This is a genomic window from Actinosynnema sp. CS-041913 (assembly GCF_050942485.1).
GTDB lineage: Bacteria > Actinomycetota > Actinomycetes > Mycobacteriales > Pseudonocardiaceae > Actinosynnema.
Genome location: NZ_CP192037.1, coordinates 8,329,534 through 8,350,588, shown reverse-complemented (window position 1 = coordinate 8,350,588; position 21,055 = coordinate 8,329,534). Strand labels below are relative to the sequence as shown.

Sequence of the window (21,055 nt, the reverse complement as noted above, 5' to 3'; positions counted from 1 at the left end):
GACACTACGAAAGATTGTCCACTTAGGACATAGTTGCATCGCGCAGGCGCAGATCCCCAGGTCGCCTCTCGCCCCAACGAGTCCGGGATGGCCCGGATCCGGTCGAGCTGAACGTCCTCTGGATCGATCTGAGCTGTGAAAACGTGGCTAAAGTTAGTGGCATTGGGCCATACGGGGATGACACGACGCCCGAGTCCTGCTCTTGTGATCATCCTTGGCGGCCAGCCCAGCGGCGAGCGTGCTTTTCGACCTGGCGTATCCGCGACGCTTGAAGTCACCGCAACCGAGCAAGCGCAGCCTCGATCATCGGCCGCAAATCATCCACATTAGCCGGCATGGCATCCAACGGCCACCACTGCAAATCCACCGACTCGGCACTACGAACAGCCCGAGCACCAACCGGAGCCCGCACCAAAAACCGAACATCAAAGTGCCGAGTAGGCACCCCCAACGAACAAGTAATCGGATGCACATCCAGATGAAGAGGCAACGGCTCAATCCGAAGCCCTCGAATCCCGGACTCCTCGGTAGCCTCGCGCAAAGCCGCTCCAACCAAGGAAGTATCGGAGGCTTCGCAATGCCCCCCGAGCTGAAGCCACCGCCCCACCCGAGGATGCAAGGTCAACAACGCCCGCTCCCCAGTAGCGTCCAAGACCAGGGCAGAAGCCGTGACATGCCCAGCAGCACAAGACCGCGCACAAGCATCCGCCCGACCAGCCAAAAACCCCAAAAACGCCTGCCGCAACGCCTCCTGATCACGCCCACCAGGCCGCCACTGCGACAACACTGAAACAGCATCGCCATGCAAACTCACAACGAAACAAACCCCTCGTCCAACCGAGCAGGACGAACCACCAACGGCTCAGCAGGATGCCCCACCGCCACCGCCCCCAACGGCTCCCAAGAAGAATCCAACCCCAACACCGAACGAACCACGTCAGCACAGAACAACGTGGAAGAAACCCAACAAGACCCAAGCCCTTCACCGGCCAACGCCACCAGCAACCCCTGCACCGCAGCCCCACCGGCAATGGTGAACATAGTGCGCTCGGCAGCCGACCGCACAGCATCGGGATAAGAATGCGCCCCATCCACCACCAAAAACGGCAACACAATCTCCGGCGCAAACCGCAGGAAATCCCCACGGGCCAACCGCCGCGAGATCGCCGCCGAGGACAACCCGTCCCCACGCAGATCAGCAGCCCACCGCTCCCGCATGGCATCCAACAACTCGGCCCGCAAAGAACGCAGGTGCACAAACCGCACCGGCCGAGTGTGATGCGGCGCAGGAGCGGTCAACGCCGCGCCAACAGCCCGCCGCAAGGCATCCACAGAAACCGGAGCAGAGGTGAACGACCGCACCGACCGACGCACCAACACCGCCTCGGCACGCCCCTGGGCCACCGCCTCCTCCACCCCCAACCGGAACAGGTCGTCGGAAACCGGCCGAACGAGGTCACGAGCGGAAGACCCGTCGTCAACCACGGCCAACCCACGCACCACAGCCACCGGAACGGCCCCGAGCTTGCCCTTCACCAGATCGGCGGCAGCGGCGACCTCGTCCGCGACCGCAACCTCGGTCACCACCAGTTCGTTGCCCTGAAGATCCACCGAACCCGCATATCGGTGCAACACCGCCAACCCCGAAGCGCCGATGGCGGCATCGGTCTGCCCCACCCGCCAGGCCCGCCCCATGGTGTCGGTCACCACAACGGCCACCGAGACTCCCAAAGCAGCCTGCAGAGCAGCCCGCAAAGCAGCCGCCGAACCGTCCGGGTCGACCGGCAGGAGGGCGATCTCGTCGCCGGCCACGTTCGACGCGTCCACCCCGGACGCGGCCTGCACGATGCCCAGCTTGTTCTCGGTGATCAACGTCCGGCCGCGCCGCGCGATCACGCGGACCGCCTCGGACTCCACGTAAGAGCGGCGGACGGCGTCCCGCGCCTCCGGGTCGGCGGGCACGGCGACCAGCCTGCCCTCCACTTTGGACAGCACCTTGCTGGTCACCACGACCACGTCACCGTCCGCGAGCCACGGCGCGGCGGACGCCAGCGCCGCCGCCAGGTCGTCACCGGGCCGGAACTCCGGCAGCCCCGTCACGGGCAGCACGGTGAGCGAGCCGGCCGCCGCGTGGTCGGCCGGGCGGTGGGTCTGATCGTCAGGCAACCGGGACTCCGGCGAGTTCGAGGGCGGCACGGGCCATCGCCACCGTAGCGTCCACATCGGACATCAGCAGCGGCACCGCGCGCACCGCCACGCCGGGCACGTCGGAACGGTCGCCGGTGTGCACCAGCCAGCCGTCCAGCACGCCCTTCTCGGTGGTCTTGCGCGAGCCGTAGTACCGGCCCACGGCCTCGGCGGACGTCTCCACGCCGATCGCGTCGAGGCACGCGTCCGCCATGCCGCGCAGCGGCTTCCCGCCGACGATCGGCGCCAGGCCGACCACCCCGGCCTCGGTCTTGCGCAGCGCGTCCCGGACCCCCGGCACGCCCAGGATGGTGTTCACGCTCACCACCGGGTTCGACGGCGCGATCAGCACGGCGTCCGCGCCCATCAGCGCGTCGACCACGCCGGGCGCGGGCGTCGCGGTGTCCACGCCCACCGACGCGAACGACCGCGCGGGCAGCGCCGCCCGGTGCTTGACCCACCACTCCTGGAAGTGGATCGCCTTCGTCCCATCCCCGTCGGGGACCACGACGTGCGTCTCCACCCGGTCGTCCGACATCGGCAGCAGCCGCACGCCGGGCTGCCAGCGGTGGCACAGCGCCTCGGTCACGGCCGACAGGGGGTAGCCCGCGCGGAGCATGCGCGTGCGCACCAGGTGCGTCGCGATGTCCCGGTCGCCGAGCCCGAACCAGGTCGGGTCGGCCTCGTAGGCCGCCAGCTCCTCCTTGACCGCCCACGTCTCGCCCGACCGCCCCCAGCCGCGCTCGACGTCGATGCCACCACCCAGGGTGTACATGCAGGTGTCCAGGTCGGGGCAGATCCGCAACCCGTGCATCCACACGTCGTCACCGGTGTTCACCACCGCCGTGATCTCGTGCTCGGGCGCACCCAACAACGACTTGAGGCCGACGAGGAAACGCGCCCCGCCGACCCCGCCCACCAGTACGACGACCTTCACGGACGCCATCCTTCCACGGTGCCGCCACGGTGTTTTTTCAGCGCCAGAACATGAACGTGGCCTGCCCCACCTGCGCCCACAGCGGCTCGCCGCCGACCACCACGAACGCCGCGTCCGCGAGGTCGAAGAACACCCGCGCGATGCTCGGGAACCCGATCAGCACCGCGAACAGCACCAGCGGGGCCCACGGCCGGGCCTTCGCGCCGAACTGCTGCGCCTGGTACGACATGTACGGCTCGATCACGCCCCAGCCGTCCAGGCCGGGGATCGGCAGGATGTTCAGCACGAACGCGAAGATCTGCAGCAGGGCCAGGTAGGACAGGGCGGCGGCGAGGCCGGCGGGCGGCTGGAAGAGCAGCACGGACAGGCTGAGCAGCGCGCCCAGCAGCAGGTTGCTCACCGGGCCGGCCAGCGACACCATCGACTCGACCCGCTTGTTGCGCAGGGCGTGGTGGTTGATCCACACCGCGCCGCCGGGCAGCGGGATGCCGCCGAACGCCAGCAGCACCAGCGGCAGCACGATGGACATGATCGGGTCGGTGTAGTGGCGGATGTCCAGCGTCAGGTAGCCCTTCGCCTTCACCGCGTAGTCGCCGCCCCGGTAGGCGACGATCGCGTGCCCGAACTCGTGCAGGCACAGCGAAACCGCCCAGCCGCCGAGCACGAACAGGACGGTTCCCCCGATCAACGCCGCGTCGGAGTCGTCGAACAGGGTCAGCACGGCGCCTGCCACCGTCACCGCGAGCAGGCTGAGGAACAGTGGACTCGGTCGCACCGCTGATCGCTTCACCCTTCCAGTGTGGCCTCCCCGATCCGGTGGCAGATAGGGGTGGCCATCGGCCATCCGCGCGGCCGTGGTCGCTCGGCGTGCCGCCTGAATCACCGTCTGTGCTGCTAGTCAAGGGTTTTGCGGCCATCCGCGCGAATATCCCCCGTCCTGTGGACTCGGCTTGACCGCGTGTTGTGACACAGGTGTAATCACATCGGTGTCATTCGTCGTTGTGGGGACGGCGAGTGGTGTCCGCCAACCGGGGAGAGCGGAAGGCGAGGAGGCGGACGGTATGCGGGAATTCGACGGGGGTCGTGACGTGGACGGTGACGCGCCGGCGCAGGAGCCGGTCGTGTTGACCGATCTTTTCGACGCGACCGACGAGCAGGACTGGCAGGAGCGCGCCCTGTGCGCGCAGACCGACCCGGAGGCGTTCTTCCCCGAGAAGGGCGGCTCCACCAGGGAGGCCAAGCGGATCTGCCTCGGCTGCGAGGTGCGCTCCGAGTGCCTGGAGTACGCGTTGCAGCACGACGAGCGCTTCGGCATCTGGGGCGGGCTGTCCGAACGCGAGCGGAGGAAGCTCAAGAAGCGCGCCGTGTGATCCGCTCCGTGATCGCGCCGGCTTACCGTGGGCGTTCCACGGACCGGTCGGACGAACGAGGAGCGGCAGTTGACGAGCGGCGCCACTCCACGGCTGCGCACCGCGCCCGTGCTGGCAGTGCTGGTGTGCCACGACGGTGAGCAGTGGCTGGGCACGGCGCTGTCCGCGCTGCGCAGGCAGCGGCCCCGGCCGCGGCACGTGGTCGCGGTCGACACGGGGTCGCTGGACGGCACCGCCCGACTCTTGGCGGAAGCGGCCGAAGGTCCCGATCGGGTGATCGACGGCGTGCTGACGCTGCCGCGCGGCACGGGGTTCGGCGAAGCGGTGCACGCGGCGGTGTCGCACGCGGTCGAGCGCTGGGGCGATCCCGGCGCCTGGCTGTGGCTGCTGCACGACGACTGCGCGCCCGAGCCGGACTGCCTGTCGGTGCTGCTGACGGCGGCGGACGTGTCGCCGTCGGCCGCCGTGCTGGGTCCGCTGAGTCTGGACTGGGCCGACCCGCGGCTGGTGGTCGAGGCCGGGGTGTCGACGGACGCCTCTGGGCACCGGCAGACCGGGATCGGCGGGGTGGCGCTGGCCGGGTCGTTCGAGCAGAGCACCGAGGCGCTGGCGGTGTCGTCGGCCGGGTCGCTGATCCGGCGCGCGGTGTGGGAGTCGCTGGGCGGCTACGACCGGCGACTGCCGCTGCTGCGGGACGACATCGACTTCGGGTGGCGGGTGAATCTCGCCGGGCACCTGGTGCTGTCGGTGCCGGTCGCCCGGATGAGGCACGTGCGGGCCGCCGGGCGCGGGATGCGGCGGCTGGACGCCGTCGCGGCCCGGCCGGGTCCGGCGTTGCACGGCGTCGACCGGGCGCACGGGCTGCGGACGTTCCTGGTGAACTGCGGCACGGTGTCGTTCGCGCTCGGGCTGCCCCGGCTCGTGGTGCTGGGGCTCCTGCGGGCGTTGGGATTCCTGCTCCTGCGGCGGTTCTCCGACGCACACGGCGAGTTGGGCGCCGTCGGGTACCTGGTGGGCGGACGCGCCCGGCTGCGGGCCGCCCGTGCCGCGCGGCCGGTGAAGGGCGTGGTGCGCGGGCTGTTCACGAGCCGGGTCACGCGGTTGCGCAACGCGATCCGGGGCGCCTCGGCGTACCTGATCCGGCGGCGGGTCGAGGCCGATGCCGCGTTGGGGCGGTTGCCCGAGGACGACGTCCGGCCGGCCGTGTGGTCGCCGCCGTCCGAAGTGGAGCGTCGGGCGGTCGGCCCCTCGGCGCTGCCCGCGGGGATGCTGTCCCGGCGGCGGCCGGTCCGGGTGACCGGCGGGCTGCGGCTGCCCGCGACGACGGTGCCGGTGGACGCGGCGCTGCCCGGGTCGTTGCGGCCGTCGCCCCGGCCCCGGCCGTCACCGGTGCCGCGGGGCGCGCCCTCGGTCGTGTTCGTGGAGGTCGACCGGGCCCGGATGCTGTGGTCGCTGGTGCTGGGGCCGCCGCTGGTCCTGGTGGTCGGGCTGGCGATGTTCGGGGTCCTGGCGAACGCCGGGCGGATCGGGCTGGACCTGTCCGGCGGGCGGCTGCTGCCCGTGTCCGACCTGGCGTCGACGTGGTCCGCCTACCTGGCCGCCTGGCACCCGGTCGCCGGCGGGACCACCGCTCCCGCGCCGGCGGCGTTGGCGGTGCTGGGGACGTTGGGGGTGCTGCTCGGCGGGCCGCCCGCGGTGGTCGCCGTGCTGTTCATCGGGGATTCGGCGCTGGCCGGGCTGTCCGCCTACGTCGCCACCCGCCGGGTGCCGGTGCGGCGGCCGGTCCGCGCGGTGGTCGCGGCTGCCTACGGGTTGCTGCCGGCCGCCACCTCGGCGGTCTCCCAGGGGCGGCTGGACGTGGTGGTCGTGCACATCCTGGCGCCGTTGGTGTTCGCCGGCGTGTTCTCGGTGCTGCGGGGCGGGGCCGGGGCGGCGTGGCTGCCGGTGGCGTCCGGGACGGCGTTGGCCGTCGCGGCGATGGGGGCGTTCTCGCCGCTGACGCACGCGTTGGTGGTGCTGGGGGCGTTGGTCGGGTTCGTGGTCGTTCCCGGGCGGGCCGGCGACGGGCGGCGGCGGGTGGCCGGGTTGTTCACCGTCGTGCTGCTGCCCATGGCGTTGCTGCTGCCCTGGCCCGCGGTGGTGTTGCAGCACCCGTCCGTCGTGCTGCACGGGATCGGCGCGCACCTGGACAGCGCGCCGGTCGGGTGGGCGGATTTGCTCACGTTGCGGCCCGGTGGACCGGGGTCCGTCGCGTTCGTGGGTGTGCTGGTCGTGGTGTTCGCGGTGGGTGTCCTGGTGCTCAGGCCGGCGCGGGCGATGCTGCCCGGGGTGGCGTTGGTGGTGCTGGCCGGGTTCGCGGTGATCGTGCTGCGGACGGTGTCGGTGCGGCCGTTGACCGGGGGACCGGCTTCGTCGGGGTGGACCGGCGCGCCGTTGGTGGTCGCCTCGTGGGGGCTGCTGTGGGTGGTGCTGGCCGCGTGCCGGCGGGACGCCGTGCCGGTGCCCTGGGCCCGGGTGGTCGGGCTGGTGGGCGTGGTCGGTGTGGCCGGGATGGCCTGTCTCGGGTTCGTGGGGTTGCGGTCCGGGCCGTTGACGGCGTCTTCCGCGCAATTGCCGACGACCGTCGAGCAGGAGCTGCCCCGGACCGGGCGGTCGGTGCTGGTGCTCGGCACGCCCACCCGGCAGGTGTCCGGGCGGCTGCCCGCGTTCGGCGACGACGATCTTGTGCCGGGGCCGGCCAGTGCCGCGCGGTTGGAGCGGTGGCACCGGGAGCTGACGTCCGGCTCGGGGGAGGTGGTCCGGACGGCGCTGGCGCAGGTCGCCGCGTCCGGGGTGGCGTTCGTGGTGCTGCCGGACCGGGCCGCCGGGCAGCGGTTGCAGGACCTGGTGGGCGACCTGGTCGCGGTGGCCCCGCCGATGTCGGACGGTCGGCCGGTGCTCCGGGTGCAGTTGGCGGCCGGGAACGCGGTGCTGTTGTCGCCGGAGCTGGCGCGGCGGGCCCGGACCGGGGGGACGCCGCCCGATGCGCTGGGCGCGCCGGGGATCGCGCCGGTCGAGTCCGCGCCGCCCGAGGTGGGGGTCCGGGTGTCGGAAGGCCCCGAGGGGCGGCTGCTGGTGATCGCGGCCGAGGAGGAGCCGGGGTGGAGCGCTTCGGTCGACGGCCGGCCGGTGGCCGTCGTGCGGGCGTGGGGGCACCTGGTGGGCGTGCCGGTGCCGGCGACGGCCTCCGAGGTGCGGGTGGAGGCGTCCGGCACGTTGCGTGAGCTGTTGCTGCTGGTGCAGGCCGCGGCGGCGTTGTTCACCGTGCTGACGGCCATTCCGTCGCGGCGGCGGTGACGCCGGTCAGCCGGTCAGCCGGGCGGAGCGCGTGCTCGTGCCGCGGTCGCCGGCTCCGAGCCGGTCACCGGTTCGGCCGCCACCCGTTGGCGCCGCGGGGATCACTCGCCGTCGATCACGTCCGGGTCCAGGCCGAGGTAGTTGGCCACCTGCTCCACCAGCACGTCGTGCACCAGGTCGGCCAGGTCTGCGCCGTCCTTCGCCCGTGCCTCCAGCGGACGCCGGTAGAGCACGATCCGGGCCCTGCGGTCCTGCCCGGCCGGCAGCAGGCGGGCCAGCGGGACGTTGCCGTCCTCGACCACGTCCCCGTCGTCGGAGGTCGTCTGCACGTCCGGCACGTCGTCCACGGCCACGTCGAGCTGCGTCAGTTCGGTCCGCCACCTGGCCTCGATGGGCTCCAGGGCCTCCAGGACCAGCGCGTCGAAGCGCTCGGCCCGGCTCCTGGCCGCCGGCAGCGTCGCCGGGTACAGCGGGCCGCGGAGGCCTCGGCCGTGGCGGTCGCGACTGCGCCGCCGCGGAGCACCTTGACGTCGCGAACCTCTGGCCATCACCACGGGGTAGAGGGTAGTTGGCGAGGGCCGTCAGGCTGTCGGCGACCTGCGAACTTGCCGAAGTCCGACCGCCGCGCCGGAGGTAATCCAACACACCTCAGCCGGGACGCGATATCGTCCCCGCCGTGCGGAGCGTGAGACGGTGCTCGCGAACCGGGTGCGCTAACCCGGCAGTCGCCACGCTCACGTACGCCTATGCGGACTCCACGGCGGTCGTCGGGCCGCTGGCCACCTACTCCGAGCCGCACAGCTACGACCTCTGCGAGGAGCACGCCCTGCGGCTCACGGCCCCCCGCGGGTGGGAGGTCGTCCGCCACCAGGGCGAGTTCCGGGCGCCCGAGCCGACCGTGGACGACCTGACCGCGCTCGCCGAGGCGGTGCGGGAAGCGGGGCGGGCCGACCGGCCGGTGGACCCTCCCGAGGTGCCCGCGGGCACCATCCGACGTGGTCACCTGCGGGTGCTGCCCGATCCCAACGACGACTGAACCTACCGAACACGACCCGCACACGCGCGCCGGTAGGCTTTCGACGCCCACGTCAAGAGCCAAACCGGGAGTGTGGCTGTGCGCGATCTGTCCGGCATCGTCAAGGCTTACGACATCCGCGGTGTCGTCGGGGAACAGCTTGACGCGGAGGTCGTCCGCGAGTTCGGCGCGGCGTTCGCGCGGCTGGTCGGCGGACCCGCCGTCGTCATCGGCCACGACATGCGCGAGTCCTCGCCCGGCCTGGCCGCCGCGTTCGCCGACGGCGTCACCCGGCAGGGAGTCGACGTCGTCACCATCGGCTTGGCCAGCACCGACATGCTCTACTTCGCCTCCGGCAAGCTCGACCTGCCGGGCGCGATGTTCACCGCCAGCCACAACCCGGCCAAGTACAACGGCATCAAGCTGTGCCGCGCGGGCGCCGCGCCGGTCGGGCAGGACACCGGTCTGGACCGGATCCGCGCGGACGTGGAGGCCGGTGTCGCGGACGCCTCCGACGTGCCGCGGGGCTCGGTCTCCGAGCACGACATGCTCGCCGAGTACGCCGCCTACCTGCGGGAACTGGTCGACCTGTCGGCTTCCCGGCCGCTGAAGGTCGTGGTGGACGCCGGCAACGGCATGGGCGGCCACACGGTCCCCGAGGTGTTCGCCGGGCTGCCGATCGACGTCGTGCCGATGTACTTCGAGCTGGACGGCAGCTTCCCGAACCACGAGGCGAACCCGCTGGACCCGAAGAACATCGTCGACCTCCAGCAGCGGGTGCGGGAGGAGGGCGCGGACGCCGGGGTCGCCTTCGACGGCGACGCGGACCGGTGCTTCGTGGTGGACGAGCGCGGCGAGCCGGTGTCGCCCAGCGCGATCACGGCCCTGGTCGCCGTGCGCGAGCTGGCCAAGGACCCCGGCGGCACGATCATCCACAACCTGATCACCTCGCACTCCGTGCCGGAGATCGTCCGCGAGCACGGCGGCAAGCCGGTCCGGACGCGGGTCGGGCACTCGTTCATCAAGGAGGAGATGGCCCGGACCGGCGCCATCTTCGGCGGCGAGCACTCCGCGCACTACTACTTCCGCGACTTCTGGCGGGCCGACACCGGCATGCTGGCCGCGCTGCACGTGCTGGCCGCGCTGGGCGAGCAGGACGGCCCGCTGTCCGCGCTGACCGCCGACTACGCGCGCTACGCCGCGTCCGGCGAGATCAACTCGACGGTGGCCGACCAGGCCGACCGCCTGGCCGCGATCAAGGCCGAGTACGGCGCGCGGGACGGCGTCGAGCTGGACGAGCTGGACGGCCTCACCGTCGGCCTGCCCGACGGCTCGTGGTTCAACCTGCGCGCCTCCAACACCGAGCCGCTGCTGCGGCTGAACGTCGAAGCCGCCGACGCGGCCTCGGTCGCGGCGTTGCGCGACGAGGTCCTGGCGATCGTGAGGGGATGAACACCGTGGTCGTCCAACTCGACGCACAGCTACTGGAGATCCTGGCCTGCCCGTGCCCGGAGCACGCGCCGCTGCGGCCCGGCACGGCCGAGGACCCGCAGGCCGACTTCTTGACCTGCACGGCGTGCGGTCGCTCGTTCCCGGTCCGGGAGGGCATCCCGGTGCTCCTGCTGGACGAGGCTGTCGCACCGACGGCGGGGTGAGCGCCCGTGCTCGACGACAGCCTGCTGGACGACCGGTCCCGCCTCGACGACGCCGACACCCGCGGTCTGCTGCGGGCGGCGGCACGGGCCGGCGCGCAGGTCAGGGCCACCGCCGAGGCGGCGGCCGACCTGGACGTCAAGCGGGTCTTCCAGGACCGGCCGCGGGCCCTGGTCCTGGTGACCCGGCCCGGTGTCGCGCCGGCCGTGGCGAAGCTGGTGACCGCCCTGCTCGGGCCGCAGTGCCCGGTGCCGGTGGTGGTGACCGACGACGTGCCGTCCTGGGTGGGCGCGCTGGACGTGGTGCTCGCGCACACCGAGGACGCCGGTGACGTGGTGCTGGCGGAGGCCGTGGACCGGGCCGCCCGGCGGGGCGCCCGGGTGCTGCTGACCGCCGAGCCGGACGGGCCGGTGGCCGCGTCCGCCGCGCAGCACGCGCTGCTCGTCCCGCCGCGCGTGCCGGTGCCGCAGGGCTTCGGGTTCGCCCGCGGGTTCGCCGCGTGGGTGGTGGCGCTGAACGCGTTGCGCCTGCTGGACGTGGACGTCCAGCAGGTCGCCGACGAGCTGGACCGGGAGGCGGAGCGCGACCACCCGATGCACGAGTCGTTCGTCAACCCGGCGAAGTCGCTCGCGCTGCGGGTGGCCGACCGCTCCCCGCTGCTGTGGGGCCTGGACGACCCGGCCACGGCCGTCGCCGCGCACGGCGCGGGCGTGCTGGCCTGCTACGCGGGCGTGGTCAGCGACGTCGCGTGCTACCCGCAGGCCCTGTCCAGGTCCGTGCTGCACCGGCGGGCCGTGCGGAGCACGTCCGGCGCGGACATCTTCGCCGACCCGGAGGACGAGCAGGACGGCCTGGTGCGCGTGCTGCTGCTGGCCGTGCGACAGGGGCGGCAGGCCGAGTTCGCGCGGCGGGCCGCCATGGAGACCTTGCCGGGAGCCGACGTGCTCGAACCGGCCGAGGAAGTGACCGGCGGCGACGCGGTGTGCGCCGCGCTGCTCGCGCTGCGGTTCGAGTTGGCCGCGCTGTACCTGGGCCTGGCGGCGGGAACGCTGGGCGGCCCGGGTCTGTACGCGCCGGCTGTGTGAGGGGAAATCGCTGTGGAACTGCTGCACAACGCGGTGCGGGCGTACGCGTGGGGATCGCGTACGGCCATCGCCGAACTGCTCGGGAGGGAGGTGCCCGCGCCGCACCCGGAGGCCGAGCTGTGGATGGGCGCCCACCCCGGCGACCCGTCCCGCGTGATCCGGCCCGACGGCCCGCGCTCGCTGCTGGAGCTGCTGGCGGAGGACCCGGCCGGCCAGCTCGGCGCGCGGTGCGCCGAGCGCTGGGGCAGCAGACTGCCGTTCCTGCTCAAGGTGCTGGCGGCGGACGAGCCGCTGAGCCTCCAGGCGCACCCGTCGGCGTCGCAGGCGGCGCTGGGCTTCGCCGCCGAGGAGGCGGCCGGCGTGCCGATGGACTCGTCGGTGCGCAACTACAAGGACCCGTCGGCGAAGCCGGAGCTGATCTGCGCGCTGACCGAGTTCCACGCGCTGGCCGGGTTCCGCGCGCCGGAGCGGACCGTGGCGCTGCTGCGGTCGCTGGAGGCGCCCGACTTCACCCCGTACACCGAGCTGCTGGCCGAGCAGCCGGACGCGAACGGGCTGCGCGCCCTGTTCACGACGCTGATCACGCTGCCGCAGACGGCGTTGGACGCCCTGCTGCCGCAGGTGCTCGACGCGTGCGTGCTGCACGTGAAGGAGCGCGGCGAGTTCGACCTGGAGTGCCGCACCATCCTGGAGCTGGGCGAGGCGTACCCCGGTGACGCGGGCGTGCTGGCCGCGCTGCTGCTCAACCGGCTGGTGCTCAAGCCCGGCGAGGCGATCCACCTGCCCGCCGGCAACCTGCACGCCTACCTGCACGGTACCGGCGTGGAGATCCTGGCCAACTCGGACAACGTGCTGCGCTGCGGGCTCACCCCCAAGCACGTCGACGTGCCCGAGCTGATGCGGGTGCTGGACTTCACGTGCGGCGACATGCCGGTGCAGAGCGGCTCCGAGACCGCGCCCGGCCTGTGGACCTACCGCACGCCGAGCCCCGAGTTCGAGCTGTCCAGGCTGGAGCTGTCGGCCGGCGGAGAGACCCTCGTCGACCACGACGGGCCGCAGATCCTGCTGGTCACGGAAGGCCGCGCGCGGCTGGCCGACCCGTCGGGCGCGTCGCTGGTGGTGGAGCGCGGCCGGTCCGTGTGGCTGCCGGCGTCCGACCCTGCGGTGCTCGTCACGGCGGACGAGCCGACGCGCCTTTTCCGGGCAACCGCGGGCGGCGATTAAGGTCGCCCACTAGGGTCACCCGCGGGCTAGGGTCACTCCGACAAATCGGACTTGGGTGAGGGAGCAGACGTGTCAGCAGGAGGCGGTACCAAGGCGATCATCGCCGCGCTGGTGGCCAATGCCGGGATCGCGGTGGCGAAGTTCGTCGGCTTCCTGGTCACCGGCTCGTCGTCGATGCTGGCCGAGGCGGTGCACTCGGTGGCGGACACGTCCAACCAGGGGCTGCTGCTGCTGGGCCAGAAGACCGCGAAGCGCAAGGCCACGGCGAACCACCCGTTCGGCTTCGGCCGCGACCGGTACTTCTACTCGTTCGTGGTGGCGCTGCTGCTGTTCAGCCTCGGCTCGGTGTTCGCGCTGTACGAGGGCATCCACAAGCTGGAGTCGCACGAGGAGCTGTCGCAGCCGATCGTCGCGGTGATCATCCTGGTGGTCGCGATCGGCCTGGAGACGTACAGCTTCAAGACGGCGATCACCGAGTCCCGGCTCATCAAGGGCAACGCGACGTGGTGGCAGTTCATCCGCCAGTCGAAGGTGCCCGAGCTGCCGGTCGTGCTGCTGGAGGACGCCGGCGCGCTGTTCGGCCTGGTGCTGGCGCTGCTCGGGGTCGGGCTGTCGACCGTGACCGGCGACCCGGTGTGGGACGCCGTCGGCACCATCTGCATCGGCGTGCTGCTCGGCGCGATCGCGATCATCCTGATCGTGGAGATGAAGTCGCTGCTCATCGGCGAGGGCGCGGCGCCCGCCGAACTCGACGTGATCATGGGCGAGCTGGCGGCGGGCAAGGTGCAGCGGGTCATCCACATCCGGACGCAGTACATCGGGCCGGACGAGCTGCTGGTGGCGGCGAAGATCGCGCTGAACCCCGGTCTCTCGGTGGCCGACGTGGCGCAGGCGATCGACGACGCGGAGCAGCGGGTGCGGAACAAGGTCCCGTCCGCGCGGCTGATCTACCTGGAGCCCGACCTGGACCGGTCGCTGGCCAAGTCGTAGTACGCGCGGTCACTGGTCACGTCGTAGTCCGCGGTCGCCGGCCGAGTCGTAGTCCGGCGGTGCCGGCAAGGGGTGTTGCGCGCGGTGCGCGTCACCCCTTGCCGGCCCGGCCTCACGGCACTTCGTCGCGCTTCACCACGGGGACGGCGGTGGCCCCGTGTTCCTTGCCCAGCACCGAGTTCCGGCGGCTGTAGACGAAGTACACGACGACGCCCAGGGCCATCCACGCCAGGAAGCGGACCCAGGTCAGCGCCGTCAGGTTCAGCATCAGCCAGACGCACGCGATGATCGCCAGGACCGGCACCAGCGGCACCAGTGGCACGCGGAAGCCGCGGGGCAGGTCCGGACGGGTCTTGCGGAGCACCAGCACGCCCGCCGACACCAGCACGAAGGCGAACAGCGTGCCGACGTTGACCATCTCCTCCAGCTTGCCCGCCGGGAAGAAGCCCGCCGCGATGGCGACCAGGACGCCGATGGCGATGGTGATCCGGAACGGCGTCCCGTGCTTGCCGGTCCGCGCCAGGCCGCGCGGCAGCAGGCCGTCCCGGGACATCGCGAACAGCACCCGCGACTGGCCGAGCATCAGCACCATCACGACCGTGGTCAGGCCGGCCAGCGCGCCGACCGAGATCACCGTCGCCGCCCAGTCCACGCCGTTCTCCGAGAACGCCGTCGCCAGCGTCGCGCGGCTGCCGTCTGGCTGGGTCTTGAGGCGGTCGTACGGCAGCATGCCGGTGATCACCAGCGACACCGAGACGTACAGCACCGTGACGATCGCCAGCGAGCCCAGGATGCCGCGCGGCACGGCCTTCTGCGGGTTGCGGGTCTCCTCGGCGGTGGTCGCGACCACGTCGAAGCCGATGAACGCGAAGAACACCAGCGACGCCGCCGCCAGCAGGCCCAGCACGCCGTACGTGCTCCCGGAGAAGCCGGTGACCAGCGAGAACAGCGACTGCTCAAGCCCCGTGGCGGTCGAGCCGCCGGTCTGCGCGGGCGGGATGTACGGGGTGTAGTTCGCCGCCTTGATGTAGCCGATGCCGAGCACGACCACCAGCAGCACCACGGCGACCTTCACCGCCGTGATGACCAGGCTCACCCGTGACGACAGCTTGGTGCCCAGCACCAGCAGCACGGTGAGGGCGAACACCAGCAGCAGCGAGCCCCAGTCGACGTCCACGCCGCCCACCGGCACCGTGGTCTTCAACGACAGCCCGAGCTGCCCGAGCACGGTCTGCAGGTACAGCGACCAGCCCTTCGCCACGGCCGCCGCGCCGACCGCGAACTCCAGGACCAGGTCCCAGCCGATGATCCACGCCATGAACTCGCCGAACGTGGCGTACGAGAACGTGTACGCGCTGCCGGCGACCGGCACCGTGGACGCGAACTCGGCGTAGCACAAGGCCGCCAGCGCGCACGCGATCGCGGCCAGCACGAACGCCAGCGAGACCGACGGTCCGGCGAGGTTGCCGGCGGTGGACGCGGTGAGCGTGAAGATGCCCGCGCCGACCACCACCGCGACGCCGAAGACCGTGAGGTCCCACGCGGTCAGGTCCTTGCGGAGCCTGGTGTCCGGCTCGTCGGTGTCGGCGATCGACTGCTCGATCGATTTCGTGCGCCAAAGCCCGTTCCCCGGCACGGTGCTTCTCCTCCTCGTCGCGGGTGGTACGGCTGTTCAGCCTAGAGGCCGGGTCCGCGACCGCTGAGCCGGCCGTTTTCCGGCAACCGGTGCGAACAGCGCGTCCGGCGCACCATTGCAGCACCGGCGGGCTTGATCGTGAGGCGGGTTCGGCGCACCCGTTCGGGTAGTTTGCCGGGCATGACGGTGCTCTGCCTGGACGTCGGCTCGACGTGGACGAAGGGCGCCCTGGTGTCCGTCGACGGCGAGCTGCTGGGCACCGCGCAACAGCCCACGTCGACCCCGGAGGTGATGGACGGCATCGCCGCCGTGTCCCACGCCCTCGGCGCGGCGGACGAGGTGCTGGCGTGCTCGTCGGCGGGCGGCGGTCTGCGGCTCGCGGTGGTGGGGCAGGAGCGGCTGGTGAGCGCCGAGGCCGGGCACCGGGTGGCGCTGTCGGCGGGCGCGAAGGTCGTGCACGTGTCGGCCGGCCCGCTGGACGGGGCGGGCGTCCGGGCGTTGCGGGCCGCGCGGCCGGATCTGGTGCTGCTGGTCGGCGGCACGGACGGCGGCGACGCTTCGGTGCTGCTGCACAACGCGAACCGGTTGGGGCGCAACCGGATCGCGTGCCCCATCGTGCTGGCGGGCAACGCGGCGGCCCGCGCCGAGGCCCTGGGCCTGCTCGCCGGCCGCACCGTCGTGCCCACCGGCAACGTGCTGCCGGACGTCGGCGAACTCGCACCCGGCCCGGCCCGCACGGCGATCCGCGAGGTGTTCCTGGAGCACGTGATCGGCGGCAAGGGTCTGTCGCGCGGACCCGGTTTCCGTCGATTGGTCAAGGCGGTGACGCCGGACGCCGTCCTGAGCGGTGTGTCGCTGCTGGCCACAAAGGACGGTGAGGGCGCGGTGCTGGTCGTCGATGTCGGCGGCGCCACAACGGATGTCTACTCAGCCGTGTCCACTGTAGACTCGGGTGTCGAGCGCACGGTGGCGCTGCCGCCGGATCGGCGGACCGTCGAAGGCGACCTCGGGATGCGGTGGTCCGCGCCCGGTGTCGTGGCGGAGGCGGTCACCGAGAAGCTGGTGGACAAGGCGGAAGCCGAGTCGTTGCGATCGGAAGCCGCTCGGCGGGCCGGCGACGTGACGTGGCTCGCCGACGACCCTTCGGTGGACCTCCGGCTCGCCGGCCTGGCGGCGATCCTGGCGGTGCGCAGGCACCTGCGCCTGGTCGACGGCCAGTTGGGACCACAGGGCGCCGGCCGACTCGTGCTGTCCGGCGGCGTGTTCCGCCACGCGCCGGACATCGCCGCCGTGGAACGCGCGCTGCGCACCGACCCCGTCCTCCGCCCGGTGCTGAAGCGGTCCGCCATCCTGGTCGACCGCGACTACGTGCTGGCCCCGGCCGGCCTGCTCGCCGGGGCCGGCCGCGTCGAGGCCGCCGACCGGCTCCTCACGCACCTGGGCTGATGTCGAGGTCCGCCCGCCGCGGGTCGCCCCGCGCCCCTCACGCACCCGGGCTGACGTCGGGCGTGGTGTCCTTCGGCGTGATCGGGACGGACGGTTCCGGCAGCGTCACCGGGACATGGCGCGCCATCGGCAGCACCGGGCCGCCGCCCGGTGACCACGCCACCTCCTCCAGCCCCGCCGCGATCGCCACCGCCCGGTCCCACTCCGGGTCCGAGGTGTAGTCCGCGTGCCGGTTCACGCCCGCCGCCCAGCGCCGGCCCGGGAACGGACCGCGCTGCGGGTCCGGCAGCCAGTGGTCGCCGCCCAGCACCAGCGCTCCGGTAGGCCCGCGCAACGCGGGCGGCAGCGCGCCGCTCGTCCCGTCGGGCAGGAAGCCGGTGCCCAGCAGCATCCCGTCGAACACCTGCCGGTGCCACGTCGTCACCGCGCCGCCCAACGGGTCCGTGCCCCGGCACAGCGCCCGCCACCGGCCCTCCAGACCACCGGCCAGCACCGCGAGCGAGCTGTGCGGCACCACCGCCGGGAACGCGCGCGGGTAGGCCCACTGCAACTGCGAGCCCGCCGTCACCAGACCCAGCCGCGAGGCCTCCGCCGCGGGCAGTTCCTCCAACAGCCGCGCCGCCGCCACGGCCGCCAGCAGGCTGCCCTGGGAGTGCCCGGCGATCACCACCCGCGTGCCGGGATCGGCCAGGTGCTCCCGCACCCGCGACACCAGCTCGGGCACGACCTTCAACGCGTAGCAGGGCGGCACCACCGGGTGCGCCTCGCGCGGCCAGAACGCCGCCAGGTCCGCCAGGATGCCAAGCTGCCGGGCGGTGTCCGGCCGTCGGGCCGCCAGGTAGACCGCCCGCAGCAGCGACAGCGCCAACACCGCCAGCACCACCACGCCGACACCCGCGAACGGCCGCGCCCACCCCGGCAGCTCGACCTCGCGCAGCCGCAGCCCCGCCGCCGGCACCGCGCCGACCACCAGCACGCAGGCCACCACCAGCACCACGTGGTGGCTGTGCCGCTGCTCCCAGCGCGCCCACCACCAGGCCCGTGCCGCCCGCTTCAGGTCCCGCGCCCGCCCGGCGTGCAGCAGCGCCGCCTCGCGCGCCCACTCCTTGTCCCGCCGCAGGGAACTCCACCGCACCGCGCCCGTGGTCGCCGCCATCAGGACACCGGCCGCCAACGCCAGCACCCCGGCCACGCCCCACAGCAACGCGATGTAGTCGTACCCGCGCGGCAGCTCGCCGTGGCCCAGCACGCGGCGCAACGTCAACGCCACCCCGGCCCCGAACCCGCCGCCCAGCAGCGCCGCGACCGCCACCACGGGAGCGGCCATCCAGCCGCCCGCCCACGGCCGCAGGTCGCGCGGCAGCTCCCGCCACGTCCGCCGCGCCAGCAACGCGGCCGGCGCGAGCAGCAGCCCGATGAGCGCGCACACCAACGCCAGCAGCGCCGCCACGAGCTGCACGGCCAGGTCCGCGCCCGGCAACCGCACCGGCAGCCGGGTCAGCAACGCCGCCGAAACGAAGAACAACAGCCAAGCGACCGTCAGCAGCACGTGCCTCGGCCGACGCGCCAGGGCCGCCCGCAGCCACCGCCCGCCCCGGTGCGGCGCGCCGCCGGTCGGGTCGTCGAGCAGCATCGTCGCCAGCGCGGCGAGCCCCACCAGCGCGAAGCCGAGCGCCCAGGCCACGTGCAGCGCCACGCCGTGCCCGCCGGGCGCGCGCAACGGCCCCGTCGGACCGCCCAGCGCCATCACCACCGCCGTGCCCAGCCCCGCGACCAAATGCAGCACCCGCAACGCGGGCGTGTCCGGATCCGTCGCCACATGCGCGCCCGGCAGCCCCGACGCCCCGCCCGATGCCGCCGGCACGTCCTTCCGCTCGATCCGCCAGTCGACCGCCGACACCCGGTGCAACACCAGCAGCAGCAAGGCGATCGGCGCCATCCCGACCACCGACCGGGCCCACGGGGCCTCCGACACCCACGTCGGGCCCCACAGGCACGTCGACCCCGGCGCGAGGCACTGCGCCGCCACCAGGTCCAGGCTGATCACCGCGAGCTGCGCCACCAGCAGCACGGTCAGCAGCAGCGCCGCCAGCCGCAGCAGCGAGCGCAGCCCGATACCCAGCAGGTGCGCGGGCAGCGAGCCGGACGGCACCGGCGGCAGCATCCAGTGCGCCACGTTCGCCAGCGAGAACGGGAACAGCAGCGCCCACGTCGCCTTCGCCCAGCCGCCCGAGGTCATGCGGCCCCACACGTAGCCCTCGACCACGCGCGACACCGGACGCCCCGCCGCCTGCAGCACCGGCCCCGGCGCGGGCCTCCGCAGCCGGTCCGCGGGCCGCACGAGCCGGCCCAGCCCGTCCCCGGCCACGTCCACCGCCGCCACGGCGTCGACCAGGGACTGCGGTGTGGTGCCCTGGACACCGTGCACCCGCAGCTCGACCACCCGGGTGTCCGGGCCGGGAATCAGCACGAATCCTCCAGCGGGCCTGACGTCAGCCAGGCCATAGTGGTGCATGTGTGCCCCAGCCGCAGCCGACCAGGGCTCCCGGCGTGGCGGACGGTAGGGTCGGCCCGACCCCGAATTTGGAGGAACCCGCGATGACCGCCGAGAGGCTCCAGACCCGCAACGGCGTTGATTTCGCCGTCGCAGACCTCTCCCTGGCTGAGTTCGGCCGCAAGGAGATCCGCCTGGCCGAGCACGAGATGCCCGGCCTGATGGCGCTGCGGCGCGAGTACGCCGAGGTGTACCCGCTGAAAGGGGCGCGGATCTCCGGCTCGCTGCACATGACCGTGCAGACCGCCGTGCTCATCGAGACGCTGGTGTCCCTCGGCGCGGAGGTCCGCTGGGCCTCGTGCAACATCTTCTCCACCCAGGACCACGCCGCCGCGGCGGTCGTCGTGGGCCCGCACGGCACCGAAGAGGAGCCGAAGGGCGTCCCGGTGTTCGCCTGGAAGGGCGAGACGCTGGAGGAGTACTGGTGGACCGCCGAGTCGATGCTGACGTGGCCGGACGGCGGCGGCCCGAACATGATCCTGGACGACGGCGGCGACGCGACGCTGCTGGTGCACAAGGGCGCTGAGTACGAGAAGGCCGGTGTCGTCCCGTCCGCGGACGAGAACGACCCGGAGGAGTGGCAGATCGTCCTGCAGACCCTGCGCGCGTCGCTGGCCAAGGACGCGGGCAAGTGGACCAAGATCGCCGAGGGCATCCGCGGCGTGACCGAGGAGACCACGACCGGCGTCATGCGCCTGTACCAGTTGGCGGCGGCGGGCGAGCTGCTGTTCCCGGCGATCAACGTCAACGACGCGGTGACGAAGTCGAAGTTCGACAACCGCTACGGCATCCGCCACTCGCTGATCGACGGCATCAACCGCGGCACGGACGTGCTGATGGGCGGCAAGGTCGCGGTGATCTGCGGCTACGGCGACGTCGGCAAGGGCGCGGCGGAGTCGCTGCGCGGCCAGGGCGCGCGGATCATCGTGACGGAGATCGACCCGATCTGCGCGTTGCAGGCGGCCATGGACGGCTACGAGGTCCAGGTGCTGGAGGAAGTGATCGACCGGGCCGACATCGTGATCACGACGACCGGCAACAAGGACGTCGTGCGCATCGAGCACATGGCGGCCATGAAGCACCAGGCGATCCTGGGCAACATCGGCCACTTCGACAACGAGATCGACATGGCCGGGCTGCAGCGGTACCCGGGCATCCGGCGGATCAACATCAAGCCGCAGGTCGACGAGTGGGTGTTCCCGGACGGCAAGTCGATCCTGGTGCTGTCCGAGGGGCGGCTGCTGAACCTGGGCAACGCGACCGGCCACCCGAGCTTCGTGATGTCGAACTCGTTCTCCAACCAGGTGATCGCGCAGGTCGAGCTGTTCACCAAGTACCAGGAGTACGACAAGGAGGTGTACCGCCTGCCGAAGAAGCTGGACGAGAAGGTCGCGCGCATCCACCTGGAGGCGTTGGGCGGCAAGCTCACCAAGCTGTCGAAGGACCAGGCCGAGTACATCGACGTGGACGTCGAAGGGCCGTACAAGCCCGAACACTACCGGTACTGAAAAAGTAGTCAGCCGAACAGGCCGGGGCGCTGATGCCCTGGCCTGTTCGCGTTTCCGGACCCTCGCAATCAACCACCCCGAACGGTAACGCCGAATCCGTTCGACGCGATGCAC

General features: G+C 72.4%; 17 protein-coding genes. 10 read left to right on the top strand and 7 right to left on the bottom strand.

Features of this window, described 5'->3' with window-relative positions; all coding sequences use genetic code 11:
• Positions 1-274 precede the first annotated feature (274 nt).
• The 4 genes from ACQPZF_RS37540 to ACQPZF_RS37525 are packed head-to-tail and all read right to left on the bottom strand — an operon-like array spanning position 275 to position 3,914.
• Positions 275-814: an NUDIX hydrolase gene (locus ACQPZF_RS37540; protein WP_433265303.1), complete on the bottom strand. Its 540-nt coding sequence runs from the start codon at positions 812-814 to the stop codon at positions 275-277.
• Positions 811-2,223, bottom strand: coding sequence for a coenzyme F420-0:L-glutamate ligase (locus ACQPZF_RS37535; protein WP_433265301.1), 1,413 nt, complete (start codon positions 2,221-2,223; stop codon positions 811-813). The genes ACQPZF_RS37540 and ACQPZF_RS37535 overlap by 4 nt, the downstream gene beginning before the upstream one ends.
• On the bottom strand, positions 2,159-3,124 hold the full coding sequence (gene cofD / locus ACQPZF_RS37530) for a 2-phospho-L-lactate transferase (RefSeq protein WP_433265299.1): 966 nt from the start codon (positions 3,122-3,124) through the stop codon (positions 2,159-2,161). The genes ACQPZF_RS37535 and cofD overlap by 65 nt, the downstream gene beginning before the upstream one ends.
• A 37-nt stretch (positions 3,125-3,161) precedes the next feature.
• Positions 3,162-3,914, bottom strand: a complete 753-nt coding sequence (locus ACQPZF_RS37525) for a site-2 protease family protein (RefSeq protein WP_433265297.1) — start codon at positions 3,912-3,914, stop codon at positions 3,162-3,164.
• Positions 3,915-4,185: 271 nt separating this feature from the next.
• On the opposite strand from ACQPZF_RS37525, the gene ACQPZF_RS37520 reads away from it, so the two are divergent.
• Positions 4,186-4,494 (top strand): WhiB family transcriptional regulator, encoded by a 309-nt coding sequence (locus tag ACQPZF_RS37520; protein ID WP_121009202.1) that lies wholly within the window; start codon positions 4,186-4,188, stop codon positions 4,492-4,494.
• Positions 4,495-4,563: 69 nt separating this feature from the next.
• Positions 4,564-7,830 carry a glycosyltransferase gene (locus ACQPZF_RS37515; protein ID WP_433265295.1) on the top strand — a complete coding sequence of 1,089 codons (3,267 nt, stop codon included), beginning with the start codon at positions 4,564-4,566 and terminating at the stop codon, positions 7,828-7,830.
• Positions 7,831-7,931: 101 nt separating this feature from the next.
• Here ACQPZF_RS37515 and ACQPZF_RS37510 read toward each other — a convergent pair whose 3' ends face one another.
• Complete coding sequence (locus tag ACQPZF_RS37510; protein WP_433265293.1) at positions 7,932-8,378, bottom strand: metallopeptidase family protein; 447 nt, start codon at positions 8,376-8,378, stop codon at positions 7,932-7,934.
• A 128-nt stretch (positions 8,379-8,506) separates the two neighbouring features.
• Between ACQPZF_RS37510 and ACQPZF_RS37505 the strand changes: the two genes are divergently transcribed.
• From ACQPZF_RS37505 to ACQPZF_RS37480, 6 genes are all read left to right on the top strand, one after another.
• Positions 8,507-8,866: a DUF3499 domain-containing protein gene (locus ACQPZF_RS37505; RefSeq protein ID WP_433265291.1), complete on the top strand. Its 360-nt coding sequence runs from the start codon at positions 8,507-8,509 to the stop codon at positions 8,864-8,866.
• Positions 8,867-8,944: 78 nt separating this feature from the next.
• Positions 8,945-10,297, top strand: a complete 1,353-nt coding sequence (locus ACQPZF_RS37500; protein ID WP_433265289.1) for a phosphomannomutase/phosphoglucomutase — start codon at positions 8,945-8,947, stop codon at positions 10,295-10,297.
• Between the two features lie 5 nt (positions 10,298-10,302).
• Positions 10,303-10,500 carry a Trm112 family protein gene (locus ACQPZF_RS37495; RefSeq protein WP_433274888.1) on the top strand — a complete coding sequence of 66 codons (198 nt, stop codon included), beginning with the start codon at positions 10,303-10,305 and terminating at the stop codon, positions 10,498-10,500.
• Between the two features lie 6 nt (positions 10,501-10,506).
• Entirely contained in the window at positions 10,507-11,583 is a 1,077-nt protein-coding gene (locus ACQPZF_RS37490; RefSeq protein ID WP_433265287.1) for a hypothetical protein, read from the top strand.
• A gap of 12 nt (positions 11,584-11,595) precedes the next feature.
• Positions 11,596-12,807 carry a mannose-6-phosphate isomerase, class I gene (gene manA, locus ACQPZF_RS37485; protein WP_433265285.1) on the top strand — a complete coding sequence of 404 codons (1,212 nt, stop codon included), beginning with the start codon at positions 11,596-11,598 and terminating at the stop codon, positions 12,805-12,807.
• 69 nt (positions 12,808-12,876) lie between these two features.
• Positions 12,877-13,797 (top strand): cation diffusion facilitator family transporter, encoded by a 921-nt coding sequence (locus ACQPZF_RS37480; protein WP_433265283.1) that lies wholly within the window; start codon positions 12,877-12,879, stop codon positions 13,795-13,797.
• Positions 13,798-13,909: 112 nt separating this feature from the next.
• Here ACQPZF_RS37480 and ACQPZF_RS37475 read toward each other — a convergent pair whose 3' ends face one another.
• On the bottom strand, positions 13,910-15,433 hold the full coding sequence (locus ACQPZF_RS37475; protein ID WP_433265281.1) for an amino acid permease: 1,524 nt from the start codon (positions 15,431-15,433) through the stop codon (positions 13,910-13,912).
• A 180-nt stretch (positions 15,434-15,613) separates the two neighbouring features.
• Here ACQPZF_RS37475 and ACQPZF_RS37470 point away from each other — a divergent pair, with 180 nt between their 5' ends.
• Positions 15,614-16,879 (top strand): glutamate mutase L, encoded by a 1,266-nt coding sequence (locus ACQPZF_RS37470; RefSeq protein WP_433265280.1) that lies wholly within the window; start codon positions 15,614-15,616, stop codon positions 16,877-16,879.
• 37 nt (positions 16,880-16,916) lie between these two features.
• Here ACQPZF_RS37470 and ACQPZF_RS37465 read toward each other — a convergent pair whose 3' ends face one another.
• Positions 16,917-19,394, bottom strand: coding sequence for a hypothetical protein (locus ACQPZF_RS37465; protein ID WP_433265278.1), 2,478 nt, complete (start codon positions 19,392-19,394; stop codon positions 16,917-16,919).
• 83 nt (positions 19,395-19,477) lie between these two features.
• Here ACQPZF_RS37465 and ahcY point away from each other — a divergent pair, with 83 nt between their 5' ends.
• The gene (gene ahcY, locus ACQPZF_RS37460; protein WP_433265276.1) at positions 19,478-20,941 is read left to right on the top strand and encodes an adenosylhomocysteinase; all 1,464 of its coding nucleotides are present in this window, start codon (positions 19,478-19,480) and stop codon (positions 20,939-20,941) included.
• Positions 20,942-21,055 lie beyond the last annotated feature (114 nt).

What these genes read in the sequence shown, in the direction of transcription:
- ACQPZF_RS37535 (WP_433265301.1), bottom strand. Translation starts at nt 2,223, where the DNA reads ATGTGGACGCTACGGTGGCGATGGCCCGTGCCGCCCTCGAACTCGCCG.
- ACQPZF_RS37520 (WP_121009202.1), top strand. Translation starts at nt 4,186, where the DNA reads ATGCGGGAATTCGACGGGGGTCGTGACGTGGACGGTGACGCGCCGGCG.
- ACQPZF_RS37510 (WP_433265293.1), bottom strand. Translation starts at nt 8,378, where the DNA reads ATGGCCAGAGGTTCGCGACGTCAAGGTGCTCCGCGGCGGCGCAGTCGC.
- ACQPZF_RS37470 (WP_433265280.1), top strand. Translation starts at nt 15,614, where the DNA reads ATGACGGTGCTCTGCCTGGACGTCGGCTCGACGTGGACGAAGGGCGCC.
- ACQPZF_RS37465 (WP_433265278.1), bottom strand. Translation starts at nt 19,394, where the DNA reads ATGCACCACTATGGCCTGGCTGACGTCAGGCCCGCTGGAGGATTCGTG.
- ahcY (WP_433265276.1), top strand. Translation starts at nt 19,478, where the DNA reads ATGACCGCCGAGAGGCTCCAGACCCGCAACGGCGTTGATTTCGCCGTC.